The 12,786-nt window shown below is 69.4% G+C and carries 13 protein-coding genes; 9 read left to right on the top strand and 4 right to left on the bottom strand.

Translation table 11 applies throughout. From position 1 onward, the window contains the following. Window positions 1–21: 21 nt before the first annotated feature. Together C5C17_RS18105 and C5C17_RS18100 are read right to left on the bottom strand one after the other, a co-directional pair. A complete protein-coding gene (locus C5C17_RS18105) occupies window positions 22–1,131 on the bottom strand; it encodes an alcohol dehydrogenase catalytic domain-containing protein (RefSeq protein WP_104254784.1) in 1,110 nt (369 codons plus the stop codon). 55 nt (window positions 1,132–1,186) lie between these two features. Next, window positions 1,187–2,353, bottom strand: a complete 1,167-nt coding sequence (locus C5C17_RS18100; protein ID WP_104254783.1) for an acyl-CoA dehydrogenase family protein — start codon at window positions 2,351–2,353, stop codon at window positions 1,187–1,189. Between the two features lie 216 nt (window positions 2,354–2,569). Between C5C17_RS18100 and C5C17_RS18095 the strand changes: the two genes are divergently transcribed. From C5C17_RS18095 to C5C17_RS18055, 9 genes are all read left to right on the top strand, one after another. Next, window positions 2,570–3,388: an N-acyl homoserine lactonase family protein gene (locus tag C5C17_RS18095; RefSeq protein WP_104254782.1), complete on the top strand. Its 819-nt coding sequence runs from the start codon at window positions 2,570–2,572 to the stop codon at window positions 3,386–3,388. Further along, window positions 3,385–3,837: a zinc ribbon domain-containing protein gene (locus C5C17_RS18090; RefSeq protein ID WP_181028670.1), complete on the top strand. Its 453-nt coding sequence runs from the start codon at window positions 3,385–3,387 to the stop codon at window positions 3,835–3,837. Before C5C17_RS18095 ends, C5C17_RS18090 begins: the two co-directional genes overlap by 4 nt. Beyond that, window positions 3,834–4,964, top strand: coding sequence for a zinc-binding dehydrogenase (locus C5C17_RS18085; protein WP_104254781.1), 1,131 nt, complete (start codon window positions 3,834–3,836; stop codon window positions 4,962–4,964). Before C5C17_RS18090 ends, C5C17_RS18085 begins: the two co-directional genes overlap by 4 nt. Before the next feature lie 72 nt (window positions 4,965–5,036). Then, the gene (locus tag C5C17_RS18080; protein ID WP_104254780.1) at window positions 5,037–6,482 is read left to right on the top strand and encodes an aldehyde dehydrogenase family protein; all 1,446 of its coding nucleotides are present in this window, start codon (window positions 5,037–5,039) and stop codon (window positions 6,480–6,482) included. Between the two features lie 8 nt (window positions 6,483–6,490). Next, complete coding sequence (locus C5C17_RS18075) at window positions 6,491–7,021, top strand: MaoC family dehydratase (RefSeq protein ID WP_104254779.1); 531 nt, start codon at window positions 6,491–6,493, stop codon at window positions 7,019–7,021. Then, window positions 7,018–7,857 carry a CoA ester lyase gene (locus C5C17_RS18070; RefSeq protein WP_104254778.1) on the top strand — a complete coding sequence of 280 codons (840 nt, stop codon included), beginning with the start codon at window positions 7,018–7,020 and terminating at the stop codon, window positions 7,855–7,857. Before C5C17_RS18075 ends, C5C17_RS18070 begins: the two co-directional genes overlap by 4 nt. Then, window positions 7,854–9,005 carry a CaiB/BaiF CoA-transferase family protein gene (locus tag C5C17_RS18065; protein WP_104254777.1) on the top strand — a complete coding sequence of 384 codons (1,152 nt, stop codon included), beginning with the start codon at window positions 7,854–7,856 and terminating at the stop codon, window positions 9,003–9,005. Before C5C17_RS18070 ends, C5C17_RS18065 begins: the two co-directional genes overlap by 4 nt. A gap of 1 nt (window position 9,006) precedes the next feature. Further along, window positions 9,007–10,380 (top strand): MmgE/PrpD family protein, encoded by a 1,374-nt coding sequence (locus C5C17_RS18060; protein WP_104254776.1) that lies wholly within the window; start codon window positions 9,007–9,009, stop codon window positions 10,378–10,380. Between the two features lie 9 nt (window positions 10,381–10,389). Then, the gene (locus tag C5C17_RS18055) at window positions 10,390–11,133 is read left to right on the top strand and encodes a GntR family transcriptional regulator (RefSeq protein WP_104254775.1); all 744 of its coding nucleotides are present in this window, start codon (window positions 10,390–10,392) and stop codon (window positions 11,131–11,133) included. Window positions 11,134–11,245: 112 nt separating this feature from the next. Here the strand turns inward: C5C17_RS18055 and C5C17_RS18050 are convergent, their stop codons facing one another. Both C5C17_RS18050 and C5C17_RS18045 read right to left on the bottom strand, forming a co-directional pair. Beyond that, window positions 11,246–12,025, bottom strand: a complete 780-nt coding sequence (locus C5C17_RS18050) for an isocitrate lyase/phosphoenolpyruvate mutase family protein (protein ID WP_104254774.1) — start codon at window positions 12,023–12,025, stop codon at window positions 11,246–11,248. A 123-nt stretch (window positions 12,026–12,148) separates the two neighbouring features. Beyond that, window positions 12,149–12,730 carry a nitroreductase family protein gene (locus C5C17_RS18045; RefSeq protein ID WP_104254773.1) on the bottom strand — a complete coding sequence of 194 codons (582 nt, stop codon included), beginning with the start codon at window positions 12,728–12,730 and terminating at the stop codon, window positions 12,149–12,151. Window positions 12,731–12,786 lie beyond the last annotated feature (56 nt).

The following is a 12,786-nucleotide window of genomic DNA, read 5'->3' as shown; positions in this document are numbered from 1 at the left end:
CGGGACCGGCAGGGGGTCGGGTCACTCGTCGAAGATGATGACTTGTCGCACGGCCTGCCCGTCGGCGAGCTTGTCGAGCGAGTCGTTGATCTCCGACAGACGGATGCGTCCGGAGATGAGCTCCTCGACCGGCAGCTTCCCGTCGCGCCAGAGCTGCGCGTAGACGGGGATGTCGCGCGCGGGCACGGCTGACCCGAGGTAGGACCCGACGATGGTCCGCGCCTCTCCGGTGAGCCCGAGCGGCGCGATGGATGAGCGGGCGTCAGGCGAGGGCAGGCCGACGGTGACCGTCGTGCCGCCGACGCCGGTGGCTGCGACTGCCGTCTCGAAGGCGCGGGGGTGTCCGGCCGCCTCGATGACGATGGGCGCCTTCACACCGTTCTCGGCCAGTTCGGCCGGTGTGTAGACCTCGCTCGCGCCGAGCTCGAGGGCGCGGGTCAGCTTCTCGGGGTTCGCGTCGACGCCGATGACCTTGCCCTTCTCCAGCGAGACAGCGGTGAGGAGGGCAGCCATCCCGACTCCTCCGAGTCCCACGATCATGACGGCGTCGCCGTCCTGCGGCTTCCCGGCGTTGATGACCGCGCCGCCGCCGGTGAGGACTGCGCAGCCGAGCACGGCGGCGATCTCCGGCGGCACGTCGTGTCCGATGGGGACGACCGACTGGCGGTTGAGCACGGCGTGCGTCGCGAACCCGGAGACGCCGACGTGGTGGAAGACGTCCTCCCCGTCGCGGTGGAGCCGGAAGTGCTCGCCGACGAGGTATCCGGCGTTATTGGCGACGCTGCCGGGAGTGCACGGCAGCTTTCCGTCGGTCCTGCAGTTGTCGCACTCGCCGCAGCGGGGGAGAAAGACGGTCGTCACCTGCTCCCCGATCTCGAGGTCGGTGACGTTCGCGCCCACCTTCTCCACGATGCCGGAGGCCTCGTGGCCGAGCAGCATGGGCGTCGGCCTGACCCGGTTCCCGTCGACGACGGACAGGTCGGAGTGGCAGAGCCCAGCCGCTCTGATGCGGATCAGGACCTCGTCTGGTCCCGGATCGTCGAGTTCGATGTCGACGATCTTCAACGGCTTCGACTCCGAGTAGGGCCGTGGCAGGCCGATCTCCTCGAGGACCGCTCCTTGGATGTTCATGCTGACTCCTTCGTCGGGACATGCGGTGGATGCTTGGGCCCGTTCCGGGCTCGGTTCAGTACGACTTCGGCAGCCCCAGCACCTTCGTGGAGACGAAGCTGCGGACCAGGTTGTTGTTGATAGGGGCGACGGAGAACATCCGCGTCTCGCGGAACTTGCGTTCGACGTCGTACTCGTCGACGAACCCGTAGCCACCGTGCGTGTCGAGGCACATGTTGGCGGCCGCCCAGGATGCTTCGGAGCTGAGCAGCTTCGCCATGTTGGCCTCAGCGCCTGCGGGCTCGCCCGCGTCGAAGCGTGCGGTCGCCTCGTCCCGCATCAGCTCCGCCGCGCGCACCTTCATGTAGGCGTCCGCGATGGGGAACTGCACGCCCTGGTTGGCGCCGATGGGCCGCCCGAAGACCTGGCGCGACTTGGCGTAGGCGACGGCCCGCTCGATGAACCAGTAGCCGTCGCCGATGGCTTCGGAGGCGAGGAGGATGCGCTCGGCGTTCCAACCGTCGAGGACGTGGCGGAATCCGTTGCCTACGCGTCCGATGACGGCGTCGCCGGGCACGCGGACCCCTCGGTAGGTGACCTGGTTGGTGGCGTAGTTGAACATCGTGCGGACCGGTGTGACCACGAGGGCGCCTGGCTGCTGTTCGCGGATCTCACGCAGATCGAGGAGGAACAGCGTCAGGCCGTCCGTTGTGCCCTTTGGCGTCTCCGAGGTGCGGGTGAGCACGAGGGCGAGGTCGGATTCCTCGAAGCGGCTCGTCCAGGTCTTGTGGCCGTCGATAACGTAGTCGTCGCCGACGCGGGTCGCCGTCGTCGTGATGGCGAGCGTGTCCGAGCCGGCGTCCTCGGTGATCGAGAACGCCTGGAGGCGGATGCTGCCGTCGGCGATGCCCGGCAGGTAGCGGTCCTTCTGCGCGTCGGTGCCGTGGCGGAGGAGGGCGGCCATCGTATACATCTGCGCGTGGCAGGCGGCGGAGTGCCCGCCGGACCGATTGATGGCCTCCATGACGCCGGTTGCCGCGTCGATGCCGTAGCCGCCTCCGCCGTATCCGCGGGGGATCATGACCGACAGCAAGCCCGCGGCTCCCATCGCATCCACGAACTCCTGCGGGTAGCGGCGCTCGCGGTCGGTCTCTCGCCAGTAGGCGTCGCCGAAGCGCTCGCAGACCGCTTCGGTTCGTTCGCGCAGGGCGGTCCTGTCGTCGCTGGCAGTCAGGCTGGTCACGGCTGCTCTCCTTCGATCGATGGGCACACCGCTCTTCTGAGCGACAGACCTTCAAATATTTTTAGCGTGCGCCAAACGTAGCAAGGCTGAAAGCCAGCTACAAGACGTTGACCACGTGAATATATTCGCTTACGGTGATCGGGAAGCGCTCCGCAAGCTCGTCACCCGCAGAGCCCGAGCGCCTCCCCCCGTTGGGCCAATCAAAGGAGATGGCACATGACGAACGACATCAAGCTCCACATCCTGGAGTCAGGAACCATGGAAGCCGACCTCACCTGGCTGCTCCTGAAGCCAGGCAGGGTCATCAAGACCCGGGAGCACCGCCACGACGAACGCGCCTGGGGGCAGGTGCCGACGCACGCGGTCCTCATCGACCACCCGGAGGGGCGCATCCTCTGGGACACGGGCGTGCCCCGCAACTGGGCCGAGCACTGGGCGCCGACCGGATTCGACGAGTTCTTCCCCGTCATCGACGACCCGGAAGCCGACACCGGCTACCTCGACTCGAGCCTCAAGCAGCTCGAGCTCACCCCGGACGACATCGACATCCTCGTGCTCTCCCACCTGCACTTCGACCACGCCGCCAACGCCAGGATGTTCGACAACGGCAAGACGCGCATCGTCACCAGCCAGGCCGAGCTCGACGGTGTCGCCAGCATCACCGGATACAACCAGGGCGCCCACATCCCCGACGACTTCAAGGGCCTCGACATCGGCGGCATCGCCGGCGACGACGAGATCCTGCCAGGCGTCAGCGTCATCCAGACGCCCGGCCACACCTGGGGGACCATGTCCCTCAAAGTCGATCTGCCCAACGACGGCACCAAGATCTTCACCTCGGACGCGGTGTACCTCGCCGACTCCTGGGGACCACCCGCAGTCGGGGCGGCCATCGTGTGGAACAACCTCGCCTGGCTCGAGTCGGTCGAGAAGCTGCACCGCATCGCGCAGGAGACCGACGCGCAGGTGATCTTCGGCCACGACGAGGAGCAGAAGAAGGAGCTCACGTTCGCGCCCAACGGGTTCTACTCATGATCCTCTACGACTTCCGCTGCCAGGAGGGGCACCGGTTCGAGGCCGGCATCGAATCGATGCTGGCCGACAACCCGGTCTGCCCTGGATGCGGCACGCCGACGAGCCGGGTCCCCTCCGCGGTCCGCATCGGCGGCGCCGCAGACGCGGGACCCAGCCGCGCCGAGATGCCGCACAGCTGGCAGGGCATCGACCGCGGCCGCCCCGAGGCGGTCGCCCACTGGCGGTCCAAGATCGAGAAGCGGGAGAAGCTGGAGGCGAAGTACCCGGAGCTCGCCGGGGACCGCCGCCCGATCCTCGCGCACGAGGGGATCTTCCAAGGCCGCCCGCTGCGCGCTGGCGACGACATCGGCGCATCCGTCGCCTCCGCGACGGCCGCCGCCGCAACGCTCACGCAGGAACCGCACGCCTCCACGCCGAGCACACCCACCAGGAGAGGTGCCGGAGCATGACCGCGACAGGTTCAACGCACGACCAGGCCGAAGCGCAGCAGGCGCAGGGCACGACGACGATCCTCGAGGACGTCGACCGCACCGCGTCCCGCTCCTACGAAGTTCCCTCGCCCGTACCCGGAGGGCTCGTGCTCGCCATGATCCGCGCCAACGTGTGCGGATCCGACGTGCACATCCTCCACGGCAGCCACCCCCTGGTCCGCCCCGGCTGCGTCATGGGGCACGAGGGCGTCGGCCGGGTCGCCGCCCTCGGCGACGGCGTGACGACCGACTTCGCGGGAGAGCCTCTCGCCGTCGGCGACCGGGTGGTCGCGACCTACTTCCAGGCGTGCCGCCGCTGCCCCGAATGCAACAACGGGCACGGCAACATCTGCCGTAACGCCTACACGGGCTGGTCGAAACAGGCCGACGAGGCCCCGCACTTCTTCGGCACCTTCGGCACGCACTACGCGGTCGGCCCGAACCAGGCCGTCTACAAGGTGCCGGACGGCGTCTCGTCGAAGGCGGCATCCTCCGCCAACTGCGCCCTCTCGCAGGTCTACTACGGCTGCCTCCTCGGTGAGGTCTCCTACGGCGACAAGGTCGTCATCTTCGGCGCAGGAGGGCTCGGCGTCTGCGCCTCCGCCGTCGCCTCGGTACTCGGTGCTGAAGTCTTCGTGGCAGAGATGACCCCCAGCCGTCTAGAGAAGGTCAAGGACTTCGGCGCGCACCACACGATCGATCTCTCCCAGGAGGCAGACGGGGCCGCTCGCGTGCAGCTCGTCCGCGACGCGACGGGCGGCGGTGGCGACGTCGTCATCGACCTCACCGGCGTGCCATCCGCGTTCTCGGAATCCGTCCGCTCGGCGAGATCCGGAGGCATCGTCGTCGAGATCGGCAACATCTCGCCGAACAAGTTCACCGACTTCGACCCGGGACTGTTCACCAGGACCGGCGTGCAGATCCGCGCCGCCATCCGCTACCCGCTCGAGGTGCTCGGCAAGGCGGTGCGCTTCATCGAGGCGACGCCGCAGTTCCCCTGGGAGTCGCTCGTGGACGCCGACTACACCCTCGACCAGGTTCCAGAGGCCCTCGCGGCGGCCGAGGCGCGGGAGGTCACCCGCGCCGGCATCGTCATCGACGACTGAGCGTCGACGACCGAGCGTCGGACTCTGACCACCCGCATCCCGCCGATCACCAGCAGAGACTCCAGGAGAGACATGTCCCAATCAGTGCACACCGCGCCGGGAACGGCCACGACGACGGCATACATCGGCGGCGAGCTCGTGGCCGCCGACCGCAGCTACGAGAACATCGACCCGGCGACGGGGGAGGTGCTCGGCCTCACCGCACGATGCGACGCATCCCACGTGGATGCCGCGGTCGCCGCCGCCCGCGCCGCGCAACCCGGGTGGGCCGCCACCAAGCCGGAGGCGCGCGCAGACCTCCTGCAGGCGTTGGCCGCGGCGATCATCGCGAACCGCGAGGAGCTCACGCTGCTCGAATCGCAGGACACCGGCAAGCCCCTGACGCAGGCCAGGATCGATGCGACCGTCGCGGCCAGGTACTTCACCTTCTACGGCAGGGCCATCGACTCCTACTACGGGCTGTCCCTGCCCGTCGATCCGGCGTTCCACGTGTACACGCGCCGGGAGGCGCTCGGCGTCTGCGGCAGCGTCATCGCCTGGAACTACCCCATGCAGCTCTTCGGCCGGGCTGTCGCACCAGCCCTCGCAACAGGCAACACCGTCGTGCTCAAACCCGCCGACGAGACGCCACGCACCGCGGTTCGCATCGCGGAGCTCGCCGTCGAGGTCGGCATCCCCGCCGGGGTGCTCAACATTGTCACCGGCATCGGTGTGGAAGTCGGCGCCGCCCTCGCCGAGCATCCGGGCATCGACCACATCGGCTTCGTCGGGTCCACAGCGGTGGGCACCTCGATTGCCACCGCAGCCGCCCAGAACGTGATCCCCGCAGTGCTCGAACTCGGGGGCAAGAGCCCGCACGTCGTGTTCGCCGACGCCGACCTCGATGAGGCGACGACGTTCATCACGAAGGGCATCTTGCAGAACGCGGGTCAGACCTGTTCGGCGGGCTCACGACTCATCGTCCACGAAGACGTCGCCAACGAGCTCCTCGCGAAGCTCAAGACGTCCTTCGAGCGGGTGACGATCGGCCCGGGGGCAGACGACCGCGACCTCGGCCCCCTCGTCTCCGTCAAGCAGCAGGACCGGGTGCGCGGCCTCGTCGACGGCGCCGACGGCCGCGTCATCACGGGCGGGCACGTGCCGGACGGGCACGGGGCGGGCGCGTTCTTCGCCCCGACCCTCATCGCCGACGTCGACCCAGCCTCCGAGATCGCGCAGAAGGAGGTCTTCGGCCCTGTCCTCGTCGCCACGACCTTCACCGACGAGGATGAGGCGGTTCGCATCGCGAACGGCACGGACTACGCGCTCATGGCGGCGATCTGGACCCGCGACATCTCCAGGGCGCACCGCCTCGCCGCTCGCGTGGAGGCTGGACAGGTCTACGTCAACGCCTACGGAGCGGGCGGCGGTGTCGAGTACCCGTTCGGCGGCTTCAGGAAATCCGGCTATGGCAGGGAGAAGGGCGTCGAATCGCTCGACGCGTACACAGAGACCAAGACCGTCATCGTCAAACTGTAGGGAGCATCATGACGCAGATCGTAGAAGGGTGGACGGGGCGGGTCTTCGAGGACTTCACCCCCGGAGACCTCTACTACCACCCGTTCTCCAAGACCGTCACCGAGGACGACAACATGACGTCGACCCTCATGACGCAGAACGTGGCGAAGGTGCACGTCGACGCGCGCCTCACGGAGGGCACCGAGTTCGGGCGCATCCTCGTGAACTCCTGCTTCACGCTCGCCCTCGTCACCGGCCAGTCGACGATCGACCTGTCCATGAACGTCTTCGCGAACCTCGGCTGGGACGAGGTGAGACTCCCGCACCCCGTGTTCGTGGGGGACACCATCTCGTCCCGCTCCAAGGTGCTCTCGCTCCGCGAGTCGCGCTCGCGGCCGTCCGTCGGCATCGTCGAGGTCGCGACCGAGGGGTACAACCAGGACGGGGTCGTCGTCATCAGGTTCCGCCGCACCTTCATGGTCTCGCGGCGCGGCTTCCTGCCCGAGTCCCCGACCCCACGCCCCGACGAGTCGTCGCTGCCGGACGCGGTCGACGCATGAGCGCTCTCGCGGCCGCGCAGACGTTCCTGTTCGTCCCAGGCAGTCGCCCCGACCGCTTCCGGAAGGCGCTCGACTCCGCTGCCGACCTGGTGATCCTCGACCTCGAGGATGCCGTCGCCACCGACGACCGGGAGCAGGCGAGAGTCGCCGTCCGCGACCTGCTGACCACGACGGCACCCGGTCGTGTGCTGGTGCGGGTCAACCCGGAGGATTCCACCGACAGCAGCGCCGACCTCGCGCTCCTCGAGGATATCTCCACCCGGTCACAGCGTGTCCTGGCGGGGGTCGCCGTGCCGAAGGCCGAATCGCGCGACTACCTCAGACGGGTGAGCGACGCCTCGGGCGCGGTGCCGCTGCTCGCGCTCGTCGAGACCGTTCGCGGCCTCAGGGCGGCGGGATCGCTGCTCACCCCCGACCCCGGCGCACCCCACCTCGACGTGCGTCTCGCGTTCGGTGCCCTCGACTTCGCCGTCGACGCGGGAGGAGACGCGACCATCCTGCTGGACACGGCGCGCGTCGAGCTGGTCCTCGCCTCGCGTCTCGCAGGAGCGGCAGCGCCCGTCGAGTCCCCCAGCGCGCACATCCGCGACCTCGACGCCGTCGCGGCCGCCGCCGAGCATGCCGTCGCGCTCGGATTCGGGGGCATGCTCGCCATTCACCCCGCCCAGCTGGCCGGCATCGGGGCAGCATTCCGCCCGACCGACGAGCAGATCGCCTGGGCCAGACGAGTGATCGAGGCTGGCGCCGGAGCAACCCAGATCGACGGGGCCATGGTCGACGCGCCCGTCCTCCAACGTGCGCGCCGAATGCTCGCCACCGTCGGGGATGCATCATGAACGGTCGGCCGCTCGACGGCATCACCGTACTCAGCGTCGAGCAGGCGGTCGCGGCCCCCTTCGCGACACGGCAGCTCGCCGACCTCGGCGCCCGCGTCATCAAGATCGAGCGCGCAGACGGCGACTTCGCTCGCCGCTACGACTCCACCGTGCACGGCACGTCGAGCTTCTTCGCCTGGCTCAACCGCGGCAAGGAATCGGTGGTGCTCGACCTGAAGACCGACGCCGACGCCGAGCTCTTCCGCAGCATCGCCGCGACCGCCGACATCGTCGTGCAGAACCTCGCGCCCGGCGCGCTCGACCGCCTCGGCCTCGGCTACGGCGCCCTCTCGGCAGGCAACCCCCGACTCATCTACGCCGAGATCTCCGGCTACGGCACCGGTGGCAGCTACACGCGCAAGAAGGCCTACGACCTCCTCGTGCAATGCGAAGTCGGACTCCTCTCCGTCACCGGCACCCCAGAGCAGCCGTCGAAGGTCGGAGCCTCCGTCGCCGACATCGCAGCGGGCATGTACGTGTACTCCGGCGTGCTCGCCGCCCTCATCCAGCGCGGACGCACCGGCGTTGGCGACCGCATCGAGGTCTCCATGCTCGAAGCGCTCGGCGAATGGATGCAGCAGCCGTACCTGTTCGCCGAATACGGCGGCACCCCGCCCCAGCGCCACGGCGCGTCCCACGCCACCATCGCCCCATACGGGCCGTTCGAGGCCTCCGACGGGACCGTGTTCATCGGTATCCAGAACGAGACCGAGTTCGCCGGCTTCTGCCGCGACGTCCTGGGAGACGCCGGGCTCGCCGACGATTCCAGGTTCAGCCTCAACGAGCACCGGGTCGCGAACCGCGACGCGCTGAACGGCCTCATTGGCGCAGCGCTCGCCGACACCCCGAGCGAGGAAGTCACCCGGCGGCTCGACTCCCTCGCCATCGCGAACGCCCGGATGAGGACCATGTCGGAGTTCTCCGCGCACCCACAGCTCGCAGAACGCAGCAGGTGGGTCGACGTCGAGACCCCTGGGGGCCCAGCCAGATCGCTTCTTCCCCCCGTCACCGCCGACTCCTACCGTCCCGCCATGAAGCCCGTGCCGGATACGGGCGAGCACACCGACCGAGTGCGGCGGGAGTTCACCGCCCCCGACGAACGGAACTGACATGTCACTCGCCCGCGACTACGCGCAGCACGCACTGCGCCCCGTCGACCTCGACGAGGAGCGATCCGCGTGGATGCGCGCGCTCCTGTTCGACTCCCTCGCCGTCACGCTCGGCGGCATCAACCGCGAGTCCGCCCGAGCGGCCCGCGCCGCGTACGGCGGGCACGCCTCCCAGTCTTCGCCATCATCCGTCCTCGGAAGCATCCTCCGCCTCTCGGCGGAGGATGCGGCACTCGTCAACGGCATCACCGCACACGGGCTCGAGCTCGACGACACCTTCGAGGAGGCATCCCTGCACCCCGCCGTGGTGCTGTTCCCGGCGCTCTTCGCCGTCGCCGAGGAACGCGGGGCGAGCTACGGCGCCCTCCTCGACGCCGCGGTCGTCGGCTACGACGTGATGTGCGACGTCGGAGTCGTCCTCGGCGCCGCAGAGAGCTACGGCCGGGGATTCCACCCCACGGGGGTGGCGGGCGCGATCGGAGCCGCCGCCGCCCTCTCCCGGCTCCTCGAGTTCGACGAATCGCAGACGGTCGACGCCATCGGGCTCGCCGCGAACCTCGCGGCCGGCTCGCTCGAGTTCCTCTCCGACGGCGCCTGGACGAAACGCCTCAACGCCGGGCACGCCGCCGCCGTCGGCATCCGCGCGACCCGACTCGCGGCCGTCGGCTTCGTCGCACCAGCCGCAGCGCTCGAGGGCCGCGACGGATTCCTTGCCAACTACGGCGAGGGGTTCCACGCCGACCGAGTGCGCCCCATCACGCCGGGCGACTACGCGTGGCGCACGAGCATCAAGCTCTACCCGTGCTGCCGTTACATGCACGGCAACATCGACCTGCTCCTCGACGTCGCAGCCCAGCGACCAGACCTCACGCCCGCCGACATCGACGACGTCGAGGTCGCCGTGATCGAGGCAGGCGCGCGCCTCGTCAGCGTGCCGGCCGAGGCCAAGCTCCGCGTCGAGTCGGCAGTGGATGCGCAGTTCAACATGCCCTTCGGTGCCGCGCTCGCGCTCACCACGGGAACCGCGACCGTCGACCAGTTCGACCGGGCCGCCGAGCTCACGGGTGAGCTGCTCCCGCTCATGCGCAGAGTACGCTGCGTCACCTCGCCCGCAGTGGAAGCCGCGTTCCCGGCAGACTGGACCGCCGAGGTGCGGGTCACGTTCACCGACGGCACGGTCCACGAAGCCTCGACGAAGGCCTACCGCGGCTCACCCGGGGCCCGCGCATCCCGCCAGGACCTCCACGCCAAGGCGCGGGGCCTCGTCGGCGAGACATGCGCGAACCAGCTCTGGACGCTCGTCGAACACGACCGCAGCGCATCCGTCGCCGCACTCGTCGAAGCCATGCCGCGGCCCGAATCGACCCCTCAGTAGGATGGCCCCGTGCCGCTCCCACCCGACGAACGCCTCGAAGACGCAGCCCGTCGCTACGGCAGCATGCGCTCGTTCGCGGCCGAGTACCTCAGGGAGCGCATCATCTCAGGCGTGCTCCTGCCAGGGGAGTCCCTGCAGATCGACGAGATCGCGCAGCGACTGAAGGTGTCGGCGACCCCCGTTCGCGAGGCGCTGCAGTCGCTCCGTGTAGAGGGATTCGTCGACGGCGTGCGAGGCCAGGGGTTCCGCGTGCACCCCATCACCGCGGCCGACATCGAGGACGTCTTCCTCGTGCACGCGAACGTCGCGGGAGAGCTCGCCGCCCGCGCCGCGCGCTCGATCTCCGACGAGCAGCTGCGCGTGCTCGAGGCGCTCCACTACGAGCTGCTCGCCGCAGCTGTGCGGGGGGACGTGGAAGCGCTCGAAGCGCGCAACAACGAGTTTCACCACCTGCTCAACCACATCGTGGACGCGCCACGCCTGCGCTGGCTCGTCGCCCTCTTCTCCAAGTACGTGCCCCGCAACTTCTACGCGCAGATCGAGGGCTGGCCTGAAGCCACCCGCGCGGACCACACGCAGATCATCGACGCCATCAAGGCCAGGGACGCGGAGGCGGCGAGGCACGCCGCGAGCGAGCACATCATCCACTCCGGCGAACTGCTCGCCGCCCACTTCCGGTCGGCGACGGCTGCCGCGTCCGTCTCCGACGCCTCCGGTTCTGCTGCCTCCGCACAAGCACGGACCGACGCCTGATCCCACCCGCCGCGCTTCGCCGCGGACGCAGAGAGCGGCCTTGTGGTCGTCAGAACTCAGCTCTGACGGCCACAAGGCCGCTCTCGGTCGGCCCCGGAATGGGGCGTCGCGACTAGTTCAGCGCGGGCGTGTCCTCCGGGATGACACCCGTGCCGTACAGGTCGGTGGCGAGGTCGCGAAGCGCGCGCAGGGCGACGCGCTGCGTGAGCGGGCCGTAGGAGACGCGGGCGACGCCGAGCTCCTCGAACTCCGCGGCGGTCAGCGCGCCGGGGAGGCCGATGACGGAGAGCTTGCCGACGCCGAGGCCCTCGACGAGCGGCTCGACTGTCTCGCGGTTGACGGCGCCCGGCACGAAGACGAGGGATGCGCCAGCGTCGAGGAACGCGCGACCGCGGGCGATCGCGTCGTCGATGCTCTCGGAGATGGGGCGCTCGCCGCCGCGCACGATGGCGTCGGTGCGGGCGTTCAGCTGGAAGTTGACGCCCTCGCCCTCAGCCGCGCGGATGATCGCGGCGACGCGGGCGACCGACTCGTCGAAGGGGCGCAGGCGGTCCTCGACGTTCGCGCCGACGATGCCGAGTCCGATGGCGCGGCGGATGGTCTCGGCCGGGTCCTCGTAACCGTCGTCGAGGTCGGCCGTCACGGGGAGGTCGACGGCGTCGACGATCACCTTCGCGCCGGCCAAGGCCACGTCGAGTGGCATGGCGCCGTCCGCGTACCCGTAGGAGGCAGCGATCGAGTGGCCCGCGGTCGCGATGGCCTTCGTCTCGGGGAGGGCCGCGACGGTCTGGGCGCTGATCGCGTCCCACACGTTCACGACTCGGAGGATCTCCTGGGCCTGGTGAAGTTCTGCCAAGCGATTGGCGCGGTCTGCTGTGCTGACATCCGTCATCGTGCTGTCCTCTGCTTCTGGTGATGCGGGCCGGGGCGACCCGGGCGGCATGGCCGTGTGGCCACGGTCACTGTTCTTACGGCACCCGGCTGATGCCGGGCGGTGAGCCTCGTCAGGCCCCGGTCAGCGCTCGATCGATGCGAAGTCGGTCAGCTCGCGCCGCGAACGGGGCGACGTGTCGCGGGCGCGGATCTGCTCGCTCACGGCGTCGGAGTCGTCGTGCTGGCCGACGGCGATGACCGTGATCGGGGTCCGACCTGCGGGCAGCTCGAGCGCCTCGGCGAGCGCATCCACGTGGAAGCCGCCCATCTGGTGCGTGTGGAGGCCTCGCGACTGCGCCTCGATCGAGAGGTGCGCGGCAACAGCGCCCGCGTCGTATTCCGCCCAGCGCAGCGCCTTCCCGTCGCGCTCATGCTCGACGGTGACGGCGATGAGGAGCGAGGCACGGTCTGCCCAGGCGAGGTTGAAGTCCATGAGGGCGCCGTAGATCTTGTCGAACGTCGCCGTGCCGCGGGCCCCAGCGACGAGGGTCGTCGGCTGCGTGTTGCTCGCCGAGGGCGCCCACCGCCCGGCTTCGAAGATCGCCGTGAGGTCCTCATCGGAGATCTCATGGTTCGCGTCGAAACCGCGCGGGCTCCAACGGTCGGAGAGGGCGTCGAGGATCGGGACGGAGGTCTCGTTGCGGACGGTCAGCTGCTCGGTCATATGACTCCGTTCTTGGCGCGATGCGCGTGTCTTCGGGGGAGGTGGCCGCGGCCACC

The sequence above is a fragment of the Pseudoclavibacter sp. RFBA6 genome, from assembly GCF_002931575.1.
GTDB classification, from domain to species: domain Bacteria; phylum Actinomycetota; class Actinomycetes; order Actinomycetales; family Microbacteriaceae; genus Pseudoclavibacter; species Pseudoclavibacter terrae.
This window is presented reverse-complemented; position numbering and strand designations above follow the sequence as displayed.